General features: G+C 38.7%; 20 protein-coding genes. 4 read left to right on the top strand and 16 right to left on the bottom strand.

Annotated elements, in window-relative coordinates; translation table 11 throughout:
* Positions 1-6: 6 nt before the first annotated feature.
* The 6 genes from LI951_RS09250 to rpmG form a co-directional block, all read right to left on the bottom strand.
* A complete protein-coding gene (locus LI951_RS09250) occupies positions 7-1,047 on the bottom strand; it encodes an ABC transporter ATP-binding protein (protein WP_229441943.1) in 1,041 nt (346 codons plus the stop codon).
* A 70-nt stretch (positions 1,048-1,117) separates the two neighbouring features.
* Positions 1,118-1,897, bottom strand: a complete 780-nt coding sequence (locus tag LI951_RS09245) for an ABC transporter permease (protein WP_229441942.1) — start codon at positions 1,895-1,897, stop codon at positions 1,118-1,120.
* Positions 1,890-2,726 carry an ABC transporter permease gene (locus tag LI951_RS09240; RefSeq protein WP_202066878.1) on the bottom strand — a complete coding sequence of 279 codons (837 nt, stop codon included), beginning with the start codon at positions 2,724-2,726 and terminating at the stop codon, positions 1,890-1,892. Before LI951_RS09240 ends, LI951_RS09245 begins: the two co-directional genes overlap by 8 nt.
* Before the next feature lie 362 nt (positions 2,727-3,088).
* Positions 3,089-3,631 carry a transcription termination/antitermination protein NusG gene (gene nusG / locus LI951_RS09235; protein ID WP_202066877.1) on the bottom strand — a complete coding sequence of 181 codons (543 nt, stop codon included), beginning with the start codon at positions 3,629-3,631 and terminating at the stop codon, positions 3,089-3,091.
* A gap of 169 nt (positions 3,632-3,800) precedes the next feature.
* Positions 3,801-3,971 (bottom strand): preprotein translocase subunit SecE, encoded by a 171-nt coding sequence (gene secE, locus LI951_RS09230; protein ID WP_229441941.1) that lies wholly within the window; start codon positions 3,969-3,971, stop codon positions 3,801-3,803.
* Between the two features lie 18 nt (positions 3,972-3,989).
* Complete coding sequence (rpmG, locus tag LI951_RS09225; RefSeq protein ID WP_202066875.1) at positions 3,990-4,142, bottom strand: 50S ribosomal protein L33; 153 nt, start codon at positions 4,140-4,142, stop codon at positions 3,990-3,992.
* A gap of 583 nt (positions 4,143-4,725) precedes the next feature.
* Between rpmG and cbpA the strand changes: the two genes are divergently transcribed.
* Entirely contained in the window at positions 4,726-5,370 is a 645-nt protein-coding gene (gene cbpA, locus LI951_RS09220) for a cyclic di-AMP binding protein CbpA (protein ID WP_202066874.1), read from the top strand.
* 145 nt (positions 5,371-5,515) lie between these two features.
* On the opposite strand, the gene LI951_RS09215 is transcribed toward cbpA, so the two are convergent.
* The 3 genes from LI951_RS09215 to LI951_RS09205 all read right to left on the bottom strand — a co-directional run bounded on the left by LI951_RS09215 (position 5,516) and on the right by LI951_RS09205 (position 7,835).
* Complete coding sequence (locus LI951_RS09215; RefSeq protein ID WP_229441940.1) at positions 5,516-5,752, bottom strand: GNAT family N-acetyltransferase; 237 nt, start codon at positions 5,750-5,752, stop codon at positions 5,516-5,518.
* 137 nt (positions 5,753-5,889) lie between these two features.
* Complete coding sequence (murB, locus tag LI951_RS09210; protein WP_229441939.1) at positions 5,890-6,798, bottom strand: UDP-N-acetylmuramate dehydrogenase; 909 nt, start codon at positions 6,796-6,798, stop codon at positions 5,890-5,892.
* Between the two features lie 122 nt (positions 6,799-6,920).
* Positions 6,921-7,835 (bottom strand): Gfo/Idh/MocA family protein, encoded by a 915-nt coding sequence (locus tag LI951_RS09205; RefSeq protein ID WP_229441938.1) that lies wholly within the window; start codon positions 7,833-7,835, stop codon positions 6,921-6,923.
* Between the two features lie 567 nt (positions 7,836-8,402).
* Here LI951_RS09205 and LI951_RS09200 point away from each other — a divergent pair.
* From LI951_RS09200 to LI951_RS09190, 3 genes are all read left to right on the top strand, one after another.
* Positions 8,403-9,200, top strand: a complete 798-nt coding sequence (locus LI951_RS09200) for an exodeoxyribonuclease III (RefSeq protein WP_202066870.1) — start codon at positions 8,403-8,405, stop codon at positions 9,198-9,200.
* Positions 9,201-9,309: 109 nt separating this feature from the next.
* Positions 9,310-9,843, top strand: a complete 534-nt coding sequence (locus LI951_RS09195; protein ID WP_202066869.1) for a 3'-5' exonuclease — start codon at positions 9,310-9,312, stop codon at positions 9,841-9,843.
* A gap of 159 nt (positions 9,844-10,002) precedes the next feature.
* Positions 10,003-10,566, top strand: coding sequence for a YdeI/OmpD-associated family protein (locus tag LI951_RS09190; protein WP_202066868.1), 564 nt, complete (start codon positions 10,003-10,005; stop codon positions 10,564-10,566).
* Positions 10,567-10,877: 311 nt separating this feature from the next.
* Here the strand turns inward: LI951_RS09190 and LI951_RS09185 are convergent, their stop codons facing one another.
* The 7 genes from LI951_RS09185 to LI951_RS09155 form a co-directional block, all read right to left on the bottom strand.
* Positions 10,878-11,561: an O-methyltransferase gene (locus LI951_RS09185; RefSeq protein WP_202066867.1), complete on the bottom strand. Its 684-nt coding sequence runs from the start codon at positions 11,559-11,561 to the stop codon at positions 10,878-10,880.
* A gap of 320 nt (positions 11,562-11,881) precedes the next feature.
* Positions 11,882-12,886: a lipoate--protein ligase gene (locus tag LI951_RS09180; RefSeq protein WP_229441937.1), complete on the bottom strand. Its 1,005-nt coding sequence runs from the start codon at positions 12,884-12,886 to the stop codon at positions 11,882-11,884.
* A 38-nt stretch (positions 12,887-12,924) separates the two neighbouring features.
* Positions 12,925-13,665, bottom strand: a complete 741-nt coding sequence (locus LI951_RS09175; RefSeq protein WP_229441936.1) for an MBL fold metallo-hydrolase — start codon at positions 13,663-13,665, stop codon at positions 12,925-12,927.
* Positions 13,666-13,813: 148 nt separating this feature from the next.
* Positions 13,814-14,602: a DUF975 family protein gene (locus tag LI951_RS09170; protein ID WP_202066864.1), complete on the bottom strand. Its 789-nt coding sequence runs from the start codon at positions 14,600-14,602 to the stop codon at positions 13,814-13,816.
* 13 nt (positions 14,603-14,615) lie between these two features.
* Positions 14,616-15,698: a M42 family metallopeptidase gene (locus LI951_RS09165; RefSeq protein ID WP_229441935.1), complete on the bottom strand. Its 1,083-nt coding sequence runs from the start codon at positions 15,696-15,698 to the stop codon at positions 14,616-14,618.
* Between the two features lie 180 nt (positions 15,699-15,878).
* Positions 15,879-17,933, bottom strand: a complete 2,055-nt coding sequence (locus LI951_RS09160) for an FtsX-like permease family protein (protein ID WP_229441934.1) — start codon at positions 17,931-17,933, stop codon at positions 15,879-15,881.
* Positions 17,923-18,690, bottom strand: a complete 768-nt coding sequence (locus LI951_RS09155; protein WP_202066861.1) for an ABC transporter ATP-binding protein — start codon at positions 18,688-18,690, stop codon at positions 17,923-17,925. Before LI951_RS09155 ends, LI951_RS09160 begins: the two co-directional genes overlap by 11 nt.
* Positions 18,691-19,717 lie beyond the last annotated feature (1,027 nt).

Here is a 19,717-nt window from a genome sequence, read left to right as displayed (position 1 = left end):
TTTAGTTTATTTATCTTCCAAAAGAACAATTTTTTCTTTTGGAAAATGCAGTACGATAGTATCGCCTGCTTCATAAATTTGTTTATCTGTTCCATTAACCAAAAATTTCCCCAATGAAGTAGCAACTTCATACTGATAACTTTTACCAAGAAAAGTACGGACTTCAACCTGTCCTTCAACTAGATTTTCCTGAGCTGCTGAAGCAATTTCGATATCTTCAGGACGAATTGTGGCAACAAGCTCAGAAGCAGGTGCTGAAGAAACGTCTGTTTCAATCACAACACTGTCTGTCTGATAACGACTTTCTTCTAAATGCTTAACCGAAAAGAAATTTTCGAAACCGATAAATTGTGCTACAAATTTTGTCTTCGGACTTCTGTAAATTTTCTCAGGTGTATCATATTGTTCAATCACACCGTTATTCATTACCGCTACTTTATCAGAAATAGAGAAGCATTCTTCCTGATCATGCGTTACAAAAACCGTTGTAATCCCCAGCTGCTGCTGAATTCGCTTAATCTCAATTCTCATTTGTACACGAAGCTTTGCATCCAAGTTACTTAATGGTTCATCAAGAAGAAGCAGCTTCGGCTCAATTACCAAGGCTCTGGCTAACGCAACTCGCTGACGCTGACCGCCTGACAGCTGTTTAGGATAACGTTCTCCTAAATGACCCAGACCGCAAATTTCCAGCATCTCTGCTACTTTTTTATCAACTGTTTCTTTTTTTTCTTTACGAAGCTTTAAGCCAAACGCAACATTTTCTGAAATTGTCAAGTGTGGAAACAAGGCATAACTTTGAAAAACCATTCCAAAATTTCGTTTGTGAACAGGCACTTTGACAAGCTCCTGATTATCCAATATAAAAGACCCGTCATTAGGGGAAATCAAACCTGCGATAACTCTAAGCGTGGTCGTTTTTCCACAGCCGCTCGGTCCCAGCAAAGAAACAAGCTCGCCTTTTTCCATGGAAATGTTTAAATCTTCCAGTATATTTTGCTTTCCGTCGTAACTGACACGAATATTACTTAAATTTACAAAACTCACTTTATCCCTCCATCGGTATACAAATCCTGTTCAGCTGACTGACAGCGACAAGAATTTTTTTAATTTACTACTATGCAATAGATGCCAACCCCAGTGTCTTTTCAATAATAAACATCAACAAAATGGTCAGCAGCATGATCATCACTGAAATCGCTGAAACAGTCGGATCATAGGTGTATTCGATGTAGCTTAACAAAGAGGTCGGCAACATAGTCACTCCCGGTCCTGAAAGAAACATGGAGACAGGAACATTGTTAAATGAATTAACAAAAGTCAGCATAAATGCCGCAAAAATTCCTGAAGAAACATTTGGCAAAACAATTTTCATAAATGCCCGGGGTCTGGTACAGCCCAATGTCCAGGCAACTTCTTCCATTGAAAAATCAAGCTGCTCCATACTCGAACCAACCACCCGAATAATGTAAGGAAGACTAATCAGAAAGTGACCAATCAGAAGCCCCTGAATAACCGGCAGATTCAAGCGAATCACTACAAATTGAAAAAGCGAGTAGCCGACAACGATTCCCGGAATCATGGTTGGAGATAAAAAGAAACTTTTCAATATATTTTTACTCTTCATACTGTAACGGGAAAGTGCGTAGGAAGCAGGCACCCCAACCAGTAAAGCAAGAAGTGTTGCTCCAATACCGATGGATAGACTTAATTTAAAACTGCTCATAAATGTTTCTGAGCTGAGTGCTTTTTTATACCAGTCTAAAGAAAATTCTTCTATTGGAAACTGAATCGTTGCGGATTTGCCAAATGATGTGACCACAATCACGACAAGCGGCAAAAAAAGAAACGCAAAGACTAAAACTGCAATGATTGTCATTCCTCTTTGTTTACGCATGGTTCATCTCCCTCCGATCCAGACGGGCAGCAATCATGTTCAATCCCTTATTTACAATAAGTGTGGTTGCAATCATAATCAGTGCAATGACACTAGCTGATGTCCAGTCGCCTAATGTAGATGCTTTTTGATAAAGGAAGGTTGCCATCATCATATTTTTATTGCCTCCCAATAACTGTGGTGTGGTATAGGCTGTCATAGTCCCAGTAAACACCAGAATACTGCCGACAATTACACCTGGTGTACAAAGAGGGAGAACAATCTTATAAAAAGCCCTGAAAGGACTTGCGCCCAGCGTCTCAGCAGCTTCCAATGTTTCCCGTTCAATTGTTTCCATCACACCTACAAGTGTCATTATCATTGTTGGTAAAAAAAGATAAACTGATCCGACAACAATGGAAAATTCTGTGTACAGCAACGTCAGCGGCTCATCAACAATTCCGGTATTCACGAGCAAGTTGTTTACAACACCGGATTTCCCCAAAATATTGATCCATGCAAAACTTCGGATAACCGAATTTGTTAACAGTGGAAACATCGTCATTGCCATCAAGATGCTCTTCCATTTTTTGTTCACTCCTGCAATAAAATAGGCCGCCGGTATTCCCAAAGCAGCAGATATCACTGTTACAATCAACGATACTCGTATCGTACGAAGAAAAATCTTCAGGTTATAATCGTCTGTCAGAAAATCGACATAGGATTGAACACTGGCTCCGTTTTCAGTAAAAACTGTTGGCCAGATGCTGTTTACCAATGGTACAATCATAAAAAATAACAGTAGAATAATACCAGGTGTAATAATCAAATACGGAACATTCTTCTTCATTCAACCTCTCCTCATTCGTTTTCTGTAATATTATAATCAAGAATACGAACATTTTCAATAAGACTTTGCAGTATATTCTTATTTTTTCAGCACAAGTTCAAAGCAAATGAATAACAAATACAATTTGTTTGCATTTCCATTCAACTTTCTACTCATTTACTCAAAAAAATTTCTACTTGATTTACAATAACAGAGTGCAATTTCTCAAACAAAGTATAGTTTTTACTTCCTTTAATTTATGTATAGACATTTAATTCTATTTGTCTTTCTTCAAATCGACGAAAACACGAACATTAAAAAAGAATCTTTTAAACTGAGGCTGCTCAGTTTAAAAGATCCTATCTATTTATTTAGTCCAAGCTTTAAATTTTGTCCACTTGTTCAAAGTCCAGTTCGGTACTTGTTTCACGACCAAACATATCGATGTTTACTTTCAGTTTTTGTTTCTCTTCGTCAATCTCTGTCACTTCGCCTTCCAGTCCAGAGAAGGCTCCTTCAATAATTCGAACAGTTTCCCCAATCTCTACTTCAAGTTCAGATTGACGTGTACTGATACCGATGGAGCGAAGAATATGATTGATTTCTTCCTGCAACAGAGGAGCTGGCTTGCTTCCTGCACCATGAGATCCTACAAAGCCTGTTACGCCGGGAGTATTACGAACTACATACCAGGAATCATCTGTCATGACCATTTCAACAAGTACATATCCAGGAAATGTCTTATGAACGACTTCTTTCTTTTTTCCGTTCTTTTCTTCTGTAGCTGTTTCTTCAGGAACAACTACACGAAAAATAAAGTCACCCATCCCCATGCTTTGAGCACGAGATTCAATATTTGCCTTTACTTTGTTTTCATAACCGGAATAAGTATGCAGCACATACCAGTTTTTTTCATAGGATTCCATTTTTTCTAGCTCCTTATAATTTAGATTAGCAAGAATCTGTTTGAACACTCTGCTGTCAAAGTCTCCACACAGGTTCTATTTTTAAGAAAAATAAAAAAACCTCAGCAGTCCCGAAGTTTTTCTTTACCACAACAGTATAGCACCGTTTTCAGTAAAATACCAGTTACAATCAGCGAAGGATTAAACTAAACAATGTCTGAATGGCTGTATCCATAATGAAGAACATTACGCCAAACAGGATTGTTGTTTCAATAACAATCAGCGTGTCTTTACGCAATTGTCTTTTTCCAGGCCAAGTGACTTGCTTCATTTCTTCTCTGACACCTTTAAAAAATTTCATTTCTACCCCTCCAAATGGTTATTTCGTTTCTTTATGTAAGGTATGCTGTCCGCAATATTTACAGAACTTTTTTACTTCCAATCGCTCTCCGCGCTTTCCCTCACTGACTGCTTTGGAATAATTGCGAGAGCCGCAAACTGAACAGGCTAGAGCTGCTTTTTTTACTGCCATATTTTATCCTCCTCCGTTCGCAAAATCACTCAATAACATTAGCACTTAATTGAAAAAAAGTCAATATTGAGTATTTCAATCTCATGACAAAATCATGAAGAAATATTTTTCTGAAACTGTAGAAAAATTTCTGAAATGTATGGTTATTAATCAAAAAATTTGCAATTGATAAATAATAGCCATGTATTTTTTGACTAACTATCTGCTATCACCAAAAGTGAATGGGAAATAACAGAGAAATTTTAGATTCAGAAAATTAATAATATGATTTTCACTATTGGTTTCTTCATCCTTTTGTCCTTGTGCAACCTGCTGTCAATTCTTAAAAAAATTCCTATCTCCTTTATCAACTGCCTAAAAAAATCAGCATCAATTTATTGAGAGCAATCAGACAGTACACAAGCAGTAACTCTCTTTAATTTCCGTTGCTTCAGTCAACAATCTTAAACAGCCATTCTTCCAAAAATTGAAAACTGAAAATCCGAATTTTTTCAAATTCTGCTGTATTCTACAGGCTATTGTTTTTCATCAAGTTATGTTATCATTAATTTGTCATAAACATCTAATTCAAGGAGGGCTAGACATGTTAGTAAAATCTGTTGTTCTCAAGAAAAAAAATCTAACTACAGTAAACGAATCCTGCACATTGGAAGAAGCCTTAAATATACTAGAAGAATCAGGCTATCGTTGTGTACCGATTTTGGATAAAACAGGAAAAATATTCCGAGGCAATATTTATAAAATGCATATCTACAGACACAAAGCAAACGGAGGGGATATGAGTCTCCCTGTAACTTATTTATTAAAGAACGCGACGAAATTTATTTTTATCAACACTTCCTTTTTTAAAGTGTTCTTTACAATCAAAGAATTGCCTTATATTGCTGTTTTAGATGAAAATAATCATTTTTATGGAATTTTGACCCACAGCACTCTTCTGAACATTCTCGCTCAATCATGGAATATTGAAAGAGGAAGCTATGTTCTGACTATTGCTTCAACTGGCAAACAGGGCGATTTGGCAAGCATTTCCAAGATCATTGCAAAGCACAGCAGTATAGCCAGCTGTATCACTCTGGATATTGGTGAAGATGAGTTTATTCGCCGGACATTAATCACCCTGCCTTCTGAAACAACAGAAGAAATATGTACTCTGATTGTGGAGCAGCTGGAAAGAAAGAACTTCAAGGTTGTGGAAATTGAAGACTTAAAAAACAACAAAAATTAGATTATAGAAATCATCCTGGACCTCTGTTCAGGATGATTTTTTCTTGCAATTCATTTTTAACTTTGAACACTGTCCAATCCATCATCAGATCAGTACCTTGAGAAATATAAAACTCCATAGCCGGTGTATTTTCATTTAAGTACAATCATTCCACCGTCCCTAATTTTTCTTCTTTGACAATTTCAAAAATCTTGTGCAGAAGTTCTTTGCCATACCCTATTCTCCAGTATTTTTCTTCGATGTATGAATCTTCAATATACAAACCGGAGCGGACTAGGTATGTAGAAACATTATAAAAGTACAGACAAAAACCAATCAGCTTATTTTCAACCAAAGGAAACAGTACATTTGCTCTTTCCTTATCAAAAAACCACTCTTTCAAAATAGTTTCATCTGCAGTCACTTCTGCAGAAAGTTATTCGTATTCAGCAAGTTCTTTGATATATTGAAGAATTTACGGGAAGGTCCTTTTCTTCAGCAAAACGAAAATTTAGTATTGTTTTCGACACCCTATTTCTTCTATTTTTCTTCACCGATAATGCGGACTTCAGTTTCCAGTTTAACGCCGAACTGTTCCAGAATCACTGACTGGATATGGGCAATCAATTCCACATAATCAGTTGCAGTTGCACCATCAATGTTTACGATAAAACCTGCATGCTTCTCTGAAATTTGTGCACCGCCCCATTTTAGCCCCTGTAATCCAGCATCCTGTATCAGCTTACCTGTAAAATGTCCCTCCGGTCTCTTAAACACACTGCCGCAAGACGGATATTCCAATGGTTGTTTTGACTGTCTTAATTCAGTCAGCTCATCCATCCTTCGTTTGATTTGCTGAGTATCACCCTTTGTCAGTGCAAAAACCGCCTGCAAAGCAATACATTTCATATTCTGAAGAGCACTGTGTCTGTAGGAAAAATTCATTTCTTCATTTGTCAGTAGTTGAAATTCACCTGTAGGCAACAAAATTTCCACTGATTCAAAAACATCTTTAATTTCGCCGTCATAGGCTCCTGCATTCATGAAGACAGCTCCACCGACACTTCCGGGAATACCTGATGCAAATTCAAAACCTGCCAAATCATTGGCCAGTGCTTCATAGGTTGTATCGATCAGTTTAGCACCGGCATCTACTGTTAGTTTATCGCCAGCCACATTGACCTGATTCATCTCCGCCAGCATGATAACCATGCCGCGAATTCCGCCATCACGAACAATCAGGTTGCTTGCATTTCCCAGAACAATCCACGGAATATCATTCTCCCTGCAAAAAAGAACTATCTGCCGTACCTCTTCCTTAGTCTTTGGAAAAGACAGCATGTCTGCTGGTCCTCCGGTCTTTGTAAAAGTAAAATTCATCAAAGGTTCATCAAACAAAATAGTCGTTTCTTTAAGTTTTAATTGTATTTTCTCTTTAATTTTATTCATTGAAAGTCGATTCCTTTCTTACAAAGCATCGTTATCATTCTAGCATGATAAAGAGAAACTTTCTAGAGGACGTTAAAAACCTTCGGATTTCTCCAAAGCTTTTTACCAATCTATCATTTCACCTATAAAACATGGCGTTGATGCTGCTGCAAGATCAGGCTGCAAAGTTCATGACTTAAAAATACCTCTTCCTGTTTTAGCTTCGCAGGATTTTTTTCCCTAACGCCTTGGATAAAGTTTCTTATCATCGGAGCAAATCCTCTTTTTTCAAGCGTCGTTGTCCAGTCTCCAAAAGTTTCTTTCGCTGTTCCTTCTGCAGATACAGATGTCAAGTCTGTTAAGTTCTCCAAGTAAAAGGTTCCAGAAGGTGACGTCACTTGACAGGATTCGGTATTCGCACCAGATACCAGATCCATGGAACAAATTGCCGTTGTAGTCTCTGTCTCTAAATGCAGAAATACTCGTTGCAGCTTCCCGTCTTTCTCAATCATTTTTGACTGCACCTGCTGAACGGGTCCATCAAGGAGATAAACCGCTGTATCAACCACGTGAAGAAAAAGATCATAGATCATAAAGCTGGAGGCTCCCGGTGAATTAATTCTGTTTTTTTGTACAAGAATCAAATTCTTATCTTCAATTTTCTTAAGGTTATCAACAAACGGAGCAAAACGGCGGTTAAAAGCAATCATCAAAATCAACTGATTCTTCAGTGCGTATTCCTGCAGTTTTTTAACTTCTAAAAGATTTTCGCTCAGAGGTTTATCCACACAAACATGGATGCCGGCTTTCAACAGTTTTTCTACAATTTCAACATGAACTTCTGTTGCCACATGAACAAAACATGCTTCAATTCCTGAAGCAATCAGCTCTTCCACTGTTGCAACAAGCTCTTTAAACCCATATTTATTCTGTAAAAGCTCTCTTGTTTCTTTATTTCTGGTTGAAAGAACAAATTCGCCTTCATTTCTTAACTCACTGTACACCGGCAAATATGCTTTTTGAGCGATGTTTCCCAGACCGATAACACCTATTTTCATACATACCCTCTCCTATAAACAATTATCTTTAATAGTACTATATTTCAAAGAAAATTACTTCTTTTCTTGGTGCTCATTATTCAAAGTTTTCAAATAGCTGCTGATTCCCAAGTTACCTTTAACACTGCAGAAATTCTTATCCGTCCGATCCTTTCGTTCTTCACTAACTCAAACATAACTCCTATCATTTTTTTACTATAATTTATAATTTGGTCAGAGCAATAGTGTTATAATTAATAAGGCTGAACCTATTTTTCATTTCATCAGAATAGTTGGAGGAAGCTGTTTATGAGCAAAAAAACTGCTTTATCTGTCTGTTTATTGCCGGACTGTGCTTTATGTTTTCTATTGATATTTTTTCATACACAGTTCTTTCACCTATAAATCTATTTAGGGGAGACATTTATTCGAAATCTGAAGAAAGCACCACTCTTATATTTTGGTATTTCGCTTTTTATTCTTTCTACCGCATTAAGTTTTCTTTTCATTTTTAAGCTGAAAAAACACAGCATAGCAGACAATCTGCAGTAAAATATATCTACTTTCAAAATTAGGAGGAACCTCATAATGAAATGTATTTCATGGAATGTAAACGGCTTGCGGGCTGTGGTCAAAAAGAATTTTATTGAAGTATTTGAAGAAATGGATGCAGACTTTTTCTGTCTGCAGGAAACAAAGCTTCAGGAAGGTCAAATTGATCTTGTATTTCCTGGCTATTATCAGTACTGGAACTATGCAGAGAAAAAGGGATATTCCGGCACAGCTATTTTTGCAAAAGCAGAAGCACTGAATGCTTACTATGGGATCGGAATGGAAGAACATGATAAAGAAGGACGTGTGATCACACTTGAATATGCTGATTTCTTTTTAGTTACCTGTTATACACCTAATTCACAAAATGAGTTAAAGCGTCTGGATTACCGAATGACTTGGGAAGATGCATTTTTTAATTATCTGAGTGAACTTAAAAAGAAAAAATCAGTGATTATTTGCGGCGATCTGAACGTTGCTCATAAAAATATTGACTTGAAAAACTGGAAAACCAATCAAAAGAATGCAGGATTTACACCAGAAGAACGTCAAAAATTCTCAGCACTTTTGGAAGGCGGTTTTATTGATACCTTCCGCTATTTCTATCCAGATACTGAAAGCGTCTATTCATGGTGGAGCTATCGGTTTAATGCACGGCAGAACAATGCCGGGTGGCGGATTGACTACTTCCTTGTATCAGAAGATCTGACAGACAGGCTGACTTCAGCCAAAATACACACAGAAATTTTCGGCAGTGATCATTGTCCTGTAGAAGTGGAGCTAACGGATTTTTATACTAAAGAAGAACAGTCTGCTTCTGTGATTCCTGACTAAAAAATTTCTAAACAGGTCCTAATTTTTTGTTAAATACGTTAACTATAAATCTATTTCTTCAAAAATAACGTATAATTAAACTATCAATCTGAATGAAAGGATTTTTAAGATGAATTTTTATGCTATTGATTTTGAAACAGCTAGTTACGCCAAACACAGCGCCTGCTCGGTGGCCCTGATAAAAGTTGAAAATAGTCAAATTGTTGGTGAATATTATTCTCTGATTAAACCGGAAACAGACTTCTTCTGGAAGAATATTCAAGTACACGGGATTCATCCAGAAGATGTTGCGGATGCTCCGAAGTTTCCTGATGTCTGGAACCAGATTTGTTCCTGCTTCAGCTCTGACAGTTTGGTTGTTGCCCACAATGCCGGATTCGACTGTGGTGTGTTGGCCGGATGCCTGGATTATTATCAAATCCAGCAGCCGAATTATCTTTCACTTTGTACAGTGAAAACCAGCCGAAAGCTGTTTCCCGAATTTCCAAATCATAAACTGAATACCGTTTGCGAAAATTTGAATATCCAGCTGAATCATCACCACGATGCTCTTGAAGACAGTCGTGCCTGTGCGGAAATACTACTCTATCAGGAAAAAATGTTTGGGGTTGAACCACTGAAAAAACTGGTTACACCAAAATAAACAGTTTCAGTAAAAAAGAAGTTGCGTATTAAAATATAACGGTTATAAGAAAACCTCAGTAACTAGATAATTTTTGCTTCTACTGTTCTTACTACACTTCGTTTCGATCTCATCAATTTCTAAATGGCAGAGCCATTTAGAATTAAAGGAGGAAACTCAATGACCGATCCGCTGCATTTTGAAACACAAAATGATTTTAGAAAATGGCTGTCAGATAACAGTCAAACCAGTGAAGGTGTTTGGCTGCTGTTCAGTAAGACAGATCAATTAAGCACGTTAAGAGCTAGTGAAGCACTTGAAGAAGCGCTTTGCTTCGGTTGGATTGATGGAGTAATGAAACGGATAGACGACTCTGCCTACATTAAGTATTTTTCCAACCGAAGAAAAAACAGCAAGTGGTCAGCTAAAAATAAATCCCTTGTTGAGCGATTGGAAAACGATGGCCAGATGACTGATTTCGGCAGGGAAAAAATTGCAGAGGCCAAAGCAAACGGACAGTGGGATAATGCCAATAAGCCCTCTGCAATTACCAATGAACAGCTTGAACAAACAGCTGCTTTGCTAAAAGGAAATGAACTGGCTTATAAAAATTTTCAAAATATGTCTCCATCAGTAAAAAAGACATACACAAGAGCCTATCTTGATGCTAAAACCGAAGCAGGTCGAACAAAACGTCTGGCATGGATGATTGATCGGCTGGAAAAAAATTTGAAGCCGATGTAGCCTGAAACCTGCGAAAAAAATTACTATAGATCAATCTGACAGCAAAAACGAGGTCGGGGCAAAAGCGATCAGCTCCGAGAATTAAGAAGGACTATCCGAAAATTGTCAAGGAACGCTATTCATAGAATGAATAGCTGTGAATTGATACCTTCCTGGAGGTCCTCATATTTTCAGGCTAGTTCGGCTTAATTCCGAAGGAGTTGCTCCTGCGGTTACTCGTCGCAAAAAGAATTTTTGCTTTTGTTCCGCCATTTATTCGGGTTTAGATATAAAGAGAGTTTGGAACTTTAATTCTGTCCCAAACTCGATTTTTATAATTCAATCGTTTCATTTTCCTTCGTAATCAAAATAATACCATCTCCCAATGGTACTAAACTGGATGTTAAATCCGGATGAGCCATAACTGTTTCGAGAAACTCATTCAGTTTGCGGTGAATTGCTCGTTTTCCTCTTGGAATATCTTCCAGAGGCTCAAGAATTGTCCCAGCTTGAAAAACATCATCCACCATCAATACTCCTCCAACACGCAAAAGGCGCAGACAGTTCGGCAGAAATTCAATATATTTGGATTTTGCACTGTCCATAAAAATAAAATCATAGCTTTCATTTAGGGTCGGTAGAATATCCGCTGCTTCTCCTTCCAACAGGGTTACTTTATCTGTCAAATTCAGACGTTCATAGGTTTTCTTTGCCTTCTTTATCATTACATCAAAGCGGTCAATAGTTGTTACATGACCGTCTTCTCCGACATACTGTGCCATTAAACTGGAAGAAAAACCAATCGCAGCACCAATTTCCAAAATATTTTTCGGTTTAATCTGCCCCAGTAAAAACTGCAGAAACACAACCGTTTCATGTGGAATAACTGGAACTCCATCTGCATGAGCCTCTTCTTCCACCACTCCCAGTTCTCCGGGCAATTTTTTCTGTTTCTCACGCATAAAATCCAGCAGTTCTTTTTTCACAACCGGTCGATGCATCATTTCATTGCGCATGTTCTTCACTCCTTCTCACGACCACTATTATACGAATTGGCGGATTCGATGTCAAAAGCTGTTCTTTTTCTGAAACAGGCATTTAACTATTAAAAATACGCAGCAAAAATCATCTCGACTTTCACTGCATATTTTATCAGTATGTTTTTTTCCTCTGTATTAGGGTGTGTCTGAAAACTCAATCGGCGAATAGTTTGATGATTTTTATCAAACCCATCGTCATAAATACTCGCTTATGAACCACATAAGCTGTGTTTTCTTCCTTGATTTCAACAAAAACCACTGAAAAATTCGAATTCCACTAACTTTTCAGACATGCCCTAATATAACAACTCAACAAATTCTTCTTTTTCTATATTGCCGAAATATTTTTTTACGTCAATCTTATCAACTGCTTCACGGATGGCTTCTTTGTCATATTTCACACCTGTCAATGTGTTTTCGACATCTTTAATTTCACCGAGACCAAAGAAATCACCATAAATTTTCAGCTCTTTAATCTGACCATCTTCAACATCCATACGAGCTTCTATAGAGCCGATTGGAAAACGATGCCTGCGCTCCAAATTGAAGGAAGGAGATTTTCCATAGTTCCAATCCCAGTTTCGGTAATATTCGTCAGATATTTTATTGATATGCTGCCAGTCTTCCTCAGTTAGTTCATACGTTTTCACCTGATCAGCAGAATCAACACCAAAAATTTTCAAAAGAATATCCTGACGAAACTCCTCTGTTGTCATCCCCTGCTTATCCTGAGATAAAAACGGCTTGATATTTGTTACACGTGAACGAATCGATTTAATTCCTTTTGACTCAATTTTATCTTTTCGTACTTTCAGCGCATTAACAACTTCATCAATATCACTGTCAAACATCAGTGTTCCATGTGCAAACATGCGTCCATCTGTTGCATACATCGCATTTCCGGAAAACTTCATTCCGTCAATAACCAAATCATTACGCCCTTTTAGTTCTGCTCCCGAAACGCCCAATTCATGCAGAGCTTGAATAATCGGTTTCGTTACTTTTTCAAAATCCCGGAAAGAATTACCGTCATCCGGCATAATAAAACTGAAATTCAGGTTACCGTGATCATGATACACCGCACCGCCCCCGCTTAATCGGCGAACGACATGGATCCCCTGCTCCTCCACATATTCTTTGTTGATTTCTTCAATTGTATTTTGATTACGACCAATAATAATTGACGGCTCATTAATATAAAACAAAAGAATCGGTTCATCTAAAGGTTTTTCCTTCAATAAATACGTCTCAATTGCTAAATTCACTCGCGGATCATTGTTTTCATTTGGGACAAATATCACTCCGAACAGCTCCTTTTCATTTTTTTATTGACCACTGCTTACAATTCGATAACTAAATCCTGATAGGCCAGCTCTACCGGCACCTGATAATCAGCCGCTTTTTCAGCTTGATTCTTTAATTCTTCCAAAGACCCATGTTGAGGTAAATGAGTCAAAATCAGCTTTTTCACATTTGCCGCTTTAGCCAATTCTCCAGATTCCTTCGAAGTAAAATGAGCATGGTGTCTTTCATTACCTTCAAATAAATACGTATCTGCCAGAAAAATATCTGCTCCTGCAGCAAATTCGATAAAATCTTCCAAATAACCGGAGTCTCCTGTATAAACAAAAACTTTTCCTGTTTTTTCTTCCACAAAGCGCATAGCATAGCAGGGCACCGGATGGATTGTTTTCATAAAACTAATGATAAATGGTCCAACTTTCAGTTCCTCAGCTTCAAAATAAGGCATTCCTTTAGACACTCCATCCATATCCAGTTCAGCAAAATGAGCTGCATCATCGGTATGTCCGTAAATCGGCAAAATCGGCAACGGGGTCAAAACCGGATACAATTGACGGTAATACTGCAGGACACCCAGATCAGCAATATGATCATAGTGATAATGCGACAAGATAACCGCATCCAATTCTAATGGATCAACGTGCCTTTCCAAATTAATCAAAGTAGTACTTCCTGCATCCAGCAGTAAATGGAAGTCTTCCGATTCCAATAAATAGGAGCTTGTTCCTTTGCCATCATACGGATATGCACCCAGACAGCCTAAAACAGTTATTTTCACTTGCTTCTCCTCCAAGTCTTTTAATCATTTGCAACAGCTCTGTGTTTAATCAGCCTCTGATATATTTGCTGCAGTCCGTTCATTCTTTCTTAAGGGATCATCTGACCTGATTCTCAAATGCCCTCAGAAAAAATTTTTGCAATCCTTCCTAAAAGACAACTTCCTTTTCGCGTCGAATACTGTCATATAAACTTGCCACCGCAACATCATGGTAAGGGATTACCCATAATAATCCAATTCCCACTGCTATAGCTCCAACAATGTACCAGCCGATAAATGACAGCTGTAAAAATACGTATTGCTTAAAATGCCCCTTCATCATATTCAGAGCTTCTCTCAAAATATCACCGATTCCCAAAGCAGGCTGATCAATTTTAACCCAAACCGCAAACTGGAAAACCCCGCCAATAAACATACTAATCAAAATGACCAGCAGTGAAAACAGCAGCATAACAAAGGCCAGAGTGATGTTGGCCGACATTTCCTGTTGGAAGCGTTCAACAGAAACCACATTAAACATCAAGCCAAAATACATAGTTGCTCCATATGAGATAAGAACCGGCAGCAGCATAATAAAGTTTATCAGCAGATTCAGCACATATTGAATCAAATTAATAAGCAGCAGCGGAAGATAATATTCTCCTCTGAACATCATTAGCAACATTTCCACTTTGACCGGCCGTTCCCTAATTACCTGAAGCGCGGCAAAGTACGTACCAAATGTTAATGCAAAATAAAAACCATTACTCAATATAAAATTAATTAACCTGCCTGAAGCACTCTCACTTGATAGATTTGTAAAACTGCCGATCAGGTTACTGACAAACAATTTGATCAGGAAGCTTGCAAAAACAATCAGCGCCATCGTCCCCCATTTGCCGCTCAGGGCTTTTCTAGCTCTGTCTCTATGCATAGCATTGGTCATTTGCTTCTCCATTCTCTCATCTCCTTTAATATTCTTTGATTTTGCAAACGGCTTCCTTATCCAAACGTTTAACAACTTCCGTCACCAGCTTAACCGTATTTAAATAGTCATCTTCATGAATAACTGACGTATGAGAGTGAAGATAGCGAACCGGCACTGTAATAGCAAGAGACGGCACACCATTTCGAGCCAAATGCATTCTGCCGGCATCCGTTCCGCCGCCTGTAATCACTGTATACTGAAAAGGAATATTCAGTTCTTCTGCAATACCAATAACAAAATCCTTTAGCTTCTTATGTGGAATCATGGAAGCATCGTAAATTAAAATCTGCGGTCCTTCCCCCAACTTGGAATCTGCCTCTTTTGGTGTCATTCCCGGTGTATCTCCGGCAGTACCTGTATCCAGAGCAAATGCTATATCCGGATCAACCAGATTCGTACTAGTTTGAGCCCCTCTCAGCCCTACTTCTTCCTGAACATCGCTTCCTGCAAAAAGAATGTTAGGATGTCCGGATTCAGCCAAATTCTCCAATACCTTTAAAGAAACAGCAGTGCCGACGCGATTATCCCAGGCTTTTGCCAGTAAAAATTTTGTCTCATTCATTCTGCGGTATTCAATATAAGGAGTAACCATATCGCCTGGCCTGATCCCCCATTCCTCCACCATTTCCTCACTGGACGCACCAATATCAATAAACATATCAGACATCTGGTAAGGCTTGCTCCGCACTTCAGGAGTTAAAACATGCGGGGGTTTTGAACCGATGACTCCATGAATGACCTTTCCTGACCGAGTCTTTATCTGAACCTGCTGTGCCAGCATAACTTGCTCCCACCAGCCGCCCAATGCTTCAAACTTAATAAATCCATTCTCGGTGATCTGAGTCACCATAAAGCCAACTTCGTCCAAGTGACCGGCAAAATAAATTTTAGGTCCCTCTTTATCCCCTGTGCGCTTGGCAATAATACTTCCCAAGCCATCGTAGAGAATACTGTCGGCAAAAGGCTCAGCATGCTTTTTAAACACAGCTCGTACCTCGTCTTCATTTCCCGGCACACCTTTTGCATTTACTAACTCGATTAATAATTCTTCTTCACGCTTATCCAACACGAAAGCCCCTTTCAGAAATCATTTCAAAAATATTATAACATTCATACTCTATTTAATAGCAGAAAAAGCAACAGAACTCTCAGAACCTTAATAAAATTACTTGTCAAACACTGAAAATTGGAATAGAATTCCACACAAACTAGACTCAAACTGCTAAAACCAGCCTATACCGGACATTCATTTGTTGCTCTCTCCTGCAATCCAACAATAGACTGAAGAGGTCACCAGAAAATAAACTGCGTAAATAATAATCAGCAAACCGCAGGAAAGATAGACCAGCCAATAGCCTGAACTTGGTACCAGCTGGCTGTACAAACGAATGGCAAATCCTGCGTGTAGTAATCCCAAGAGTATAGGCAAAAGGAATACAACAATATTCTGCCTGTAGATCAGTCGTCGCAGCTGCTTTTCAGAAATCCCCAGTTTTCTAAGCAAACTGAATGTTGCTTTCTCACGTTCGGCCTCCGCAAATTGCCGAACCATTAAGACACTCCCGGTAATAATCAGCGCCAAAACACCTAGAAATAACATAACATAGATAAAAACACCAAGTGCTTTTCGATTGTGAATAAATGCGGCTATTCGGCTCGTATAATTCAGACGCCAGCCTTCCTGTTCGTTGACTTCAACCGATTCAGTTTTTGACGCTTGAATCGGTTCCTGTGAAACATAAACCTCATCGTTTGCATTCGTCCCATAATACACCGGATGCTGCCATTCTTTAGAAATCCCAGCCATTATCTGATCCGGAAGTATCTCACCCTCTCTCTGCTCAAGGTTGAAAGCACTCAGTTCAAATATAACATCTGCTGGAATGGCTTCATAAACTTCATCAGAAACCACCATTGTTGGTTTATTGTACCTAAGCATAGAATTTCCTAGATAATCTGACACCATACCTGCAATCATTATCGTTCGGCCTGATGCAAGCTGAACAGCAGAATCATACTCAATAAAGCGACTAAATGTATTCTGTATTCCATTCAGGATTACAGCTTCATTTTCACTTCTTAACGCAACTGTTTGTAAATACGGATTAATCTCCTGATAGTCCTGATAATTAGACAGCGAAATCACATTAATCGGACCTTCATAATCAAGTGTTTCCTTCCGGCTGATTGAATAGCTGTAGCGATAGCGGGCACCGGTCATTTTAAAATTCAGCCTTGTTTCTTGAAGAGCGGCCCCCTGCTCAGCTGCATTTTCTTCTGCTGCTTGAAACAGCTCGCTGCTTACAATAAAATCAACTGGGTCCGAAGAGTTCACACTTTCCATTCCCAGTGTATAAAACGAAGCTGCTCCGCCGATAATCCCCAACGCACAGGCAATAAAGATAGAAACAGCGGTGAGTGTGTTGCTGCCTTTACTCAAATGAAGACGTGTATTACCGGCAGAAAGCATCGTCAAACCATTAGAATAATAGCCCTTCCTGCTGCTGAAAAACTGAATAAGAATATGGATGGTATATTTAAAAATCAAATAAGTGCCGATTGTACACAAGCCGACCAGCAAAAATGGCGCAGACAGCAGCCGGATAAGCTGTGCAGAATTGGTTGGCAGCGACCAAATATTAAATGACAGTATATAACTGAATACAATCAAACCAATTCCTGTTATTCCAAGTACCAACTGTTTTTTCGTCAGTTTTTCTGATTGAATACCTACCCGTTCTTCCTTCTTAAAAAAACTAGTCAGCTGATACGAATAAACCAAAAAGCAGATGTGAATAGAAACAATCAACAGCAGCCAAATAAAAATACCCGTTGTTTCCATAACAGAAGGTACTGAGATTCTAAGAATACTTTCTACATTTAAATACATAATTTTGACCAAAATCATCGAAAAAAGCTTCGAAAAAATGATGCCCAGTATGAGACCTGCAATTAATGCAGCAGCCCCCAAAATATACAGCTCTGTTAAAAGCAGGCTGGCAATCTGTCTGTTTTTCATTCCCGTCAACTGATAAATTCCAATTTCCTTTGTTCGTTGAAAGAAGAAAAAACGATTGACGGTTATCATAAAGCAGGCAATCATTACAATAATCAACAGACTTCCGATTCCCATTGCATTTTTGAGACTGACCTCCTGACCCACACTGTCGATCAGTACCCGATCATAAGTAATAGCACTGAAGCTGTAATAAATGGTTGCAGCAAAGACCATTCCAATCAGATAAACTATATAATGATAATATTTCGACCGAACACTTCTCCATGATAACTTAAAAATCATTCAGACGGGTCCCTCCTCCAATTGTCGCCTGCATATCAATGACCTGATTAAAAAATTTCTCTCTGGCTCCCTGTCGAACAACCTCTGCAAAGAATGAGCCGTCTTTGATAAACAAAACTCGGTCACAATAACTGGCTGTGTATGGATCATGAGTAACCATTATGATTGTCGCACCATCCTGTCTGTTTATTTCAGTTAAGTATTGGAGCAGCTCAGCAGCCGCTTTAGAATCAAGTGATCCAGTTGGTTCATCAGCAAAAATCAGCAGCGGCTTTGTGATTAGTGCTCGAGCTGCTGCAGCCCGCTGCTTTTGTCCGACAGATACTGTATTCGGATAATCATTCAAATTTGCTTCAATGTTCAACAGCTCTGCAACATGATGCAGACGACTGTCCATTTCTTCAAGCGGTATATGATCAATGGCAAGAGGAAGCAGAATATTATCCTTGATAGTTAACGAATCAACAAGATTAAACTCCTGAAATATAAACCCTATTTCCTGCCTGCGGAAATCACTTAATTGATTACTCTTTAATTCCAAAATATTTTTCCCGTTAATTCTTACTATTCCTGCTGTTGGCAAGTCAATGGTTGAGATTACATTCAGCAAGGTCGATTTCCCAGCTCCGCTGGGTCCCATAATCCCTACAAATTCCCCTTTTTCAACTGTAAAAGAAAGATCCTCAAGAACCTTTACTTTATTAATCAGATAGCCATAGGATTTGCTCACATGCTGTACTTCAATTATTTTATTCATTTTTATTGCCGCCAATCATTTTTATTGCTTTCATTTTACCAATAATTCTCCTGCCTGAACATTGATTCGTCTATTATAATATTTTGAAAATCTTATAAAAAATAAATATAATATTGTTTTTAAAATGAATGGCTGAGAAAGGATACACTATGCTCCACTTCGATCCTATCAACTTCTACATAGAAAACATACGAGAGTTGACAATCTCCGCTAGGATTGCTTTAGCAGAGTAAATGACGTCCTGTTACCTACTCGGTGACAGATCTGGAGCTCCTCATGTTTTCAGGATCGTTCGGCTTAATTCCGAAGGAGCTGCTCCTGCGGTTACTCGTCGAGGTTGTGACAGAAGTGTTCTGTCTCAAGAACCAGGTAGGTATCATGTATCATCTACTCTGACAAGTCAATCATAGTGATTTATGACAATAAGTCGGAATATACGAAAATTGTCAAGGAACACTAGTCATAATATGACTAGCTGTGAATGGATACCTCCCTGGAGCTACTCATATTTTCAGTATAGTTCGACTTATTTCCAGAACTGCTGTCTCTACGAGTCTAACGATTCTCGAAACAAACCATTACGCTGTATCCGTTTTTCTGCGTCTACGGTTCTCACTACACTACACTTCGTTTCGATCTCATCAATTTCTAAACGGCAGAGCCATTAAGAATTGAAGGACTTCGTTCCGATCCTCGAAGCATGGAGGGGCTTTGCTCCTACGCTTCTTCGAATGCTCGTCGCATGTCTGGAGGGCATGTAGGAACTTGCTCCTACGGTTTCTTCGAATGCTCGTCGCATGTCTGGAGGGCATGTAGGAACTTGCTCCTACGGTTTCTTCGAATGCTCGTCGCATGTCTGGAGGGCATGTAGGAACTTGCTCCTACGGTTTCTTCGAATGCTCGTCGCATGTCTGGAGGGCATGTAGGAACTTGCTTCTACGCTTCTTCGAATGCTCGTCGCATGTCTGGAGGGCATGTAGGAACTTGCTCCTACGGCTTCTTCGAATGCTCGAATCATACAAAGACT

Origin of the sequence: Enterococcus sp. BWT-B8 (genome assembly GCF_020567625.1) — a bacterium.
Classification (GTDB): domain Bacteria; phylum Bacillota; class Bacilli; order Lactobacillales; family Enterococcaceae; genus Enterococcus_L.
The sequence above is the reverse complement of the archived record's forward strand: the minus strand, read 5'-3'. Positions and strand labels throughout refer to the sequence as shown.

Coding starts and splice junctions, on each gene's coding strand:
- LI951_RS09245 (WP_229441942.1), bottom strand. CDS start 1,897: ATGCGTAAACAAAGAGGAATGACAATCATTGCAGTTTTAGTCTTTGCG.
- LI951_RS09240 (WP_202066878.1), bottom strand. CDS start 2,726: ATGAAGAAGAATGTTCCGTATTTGATTATTACACCTGGTATTATTCTA.
- nusG (WP_202066877.1), bottom strand. CDS start 3,631: ATGGAATCCTATGAAAAAAACTGGTATGTGCTGCATACTTATTCCGGT.
- secE (WP_229441941.1), bottom strand. CDS start 3,971: ATGAAATTTTTTAAAGGTGTCAGAGAAGAAATGAAGCAAGTCACTTGG.
- rpmG (WP_202066875.1), bottom strand. CDS start 4,142: ATGGCAGTAAAAAAAGCAGCTCTAGCCTGTTCAGTTTGCGGCTCTCGC.
- cbpA (WP_202066874.1), top strand. CDS start 4,726: ATGTTAGTAAAATCTGTTGTTCTCAAGAAAAAAAATCTAACTACAGTA.
- murB (WP_229441939.1), bottom strand. CDS start 6,798: ATGAATAAAATTAAAGAGAAAATACAATTAAAACTTAAAGAAACGACT.
- LI951_RS09205 (WP_229441938.1), bottom strand. CDS start 7,835: ATGAAAATAGGTGTTATCGGTCTGGGAAACATCGCTCAAAAAGCATAT.
- LI951_RS09200 (WP_202066870.1), top strand. CDS start 8,403: ATGAAATGTATTTCATGGAATGTAAACGGCTTGCGGGCTGTGGTCAAA.
- LI951_RS09195 (WP_202066869.1), top strand. CDS start 9,310: ATGAATTTTTATGCTATTGATTTTGAAACAGCTAGTTACGCCAAACAC.
- LI951_RS09190 (WP_202066868.1), top strand. CDS start 10,003: ATGACCGATCCGCTGCATTTTGAAACACAAAATGATTTTAGAAAATGG.
- LI951_RS09185 (WP_202066867.1), bottom strand. CDS start 11,561: ATGCGCAATGAAATGATGCATCGACCGGTTGTGAAAAAAGAACTGCTG.
- LI951_RS09170 (WP_202066864.1), bottom strand. CDS start 14,602: ATGGAGAAGCAAATGACCAATGCTATGCATAGAGACAGAGCTAGAAAA.
- LI951_RS09160 (WP_229441934.1), bottom strand. CDS start 17,933: ATGATTTTTAAGTTATCATGGAGAAGTGTTCGGTCGAAATATTATCAT.
- LI951_RS09155 (WP_202066861.1), bottom strand. CDS start 18,690: ATGAATAAAATAATTGAAGTACAGCATGTGAGCAAATCCTATGGCTAT.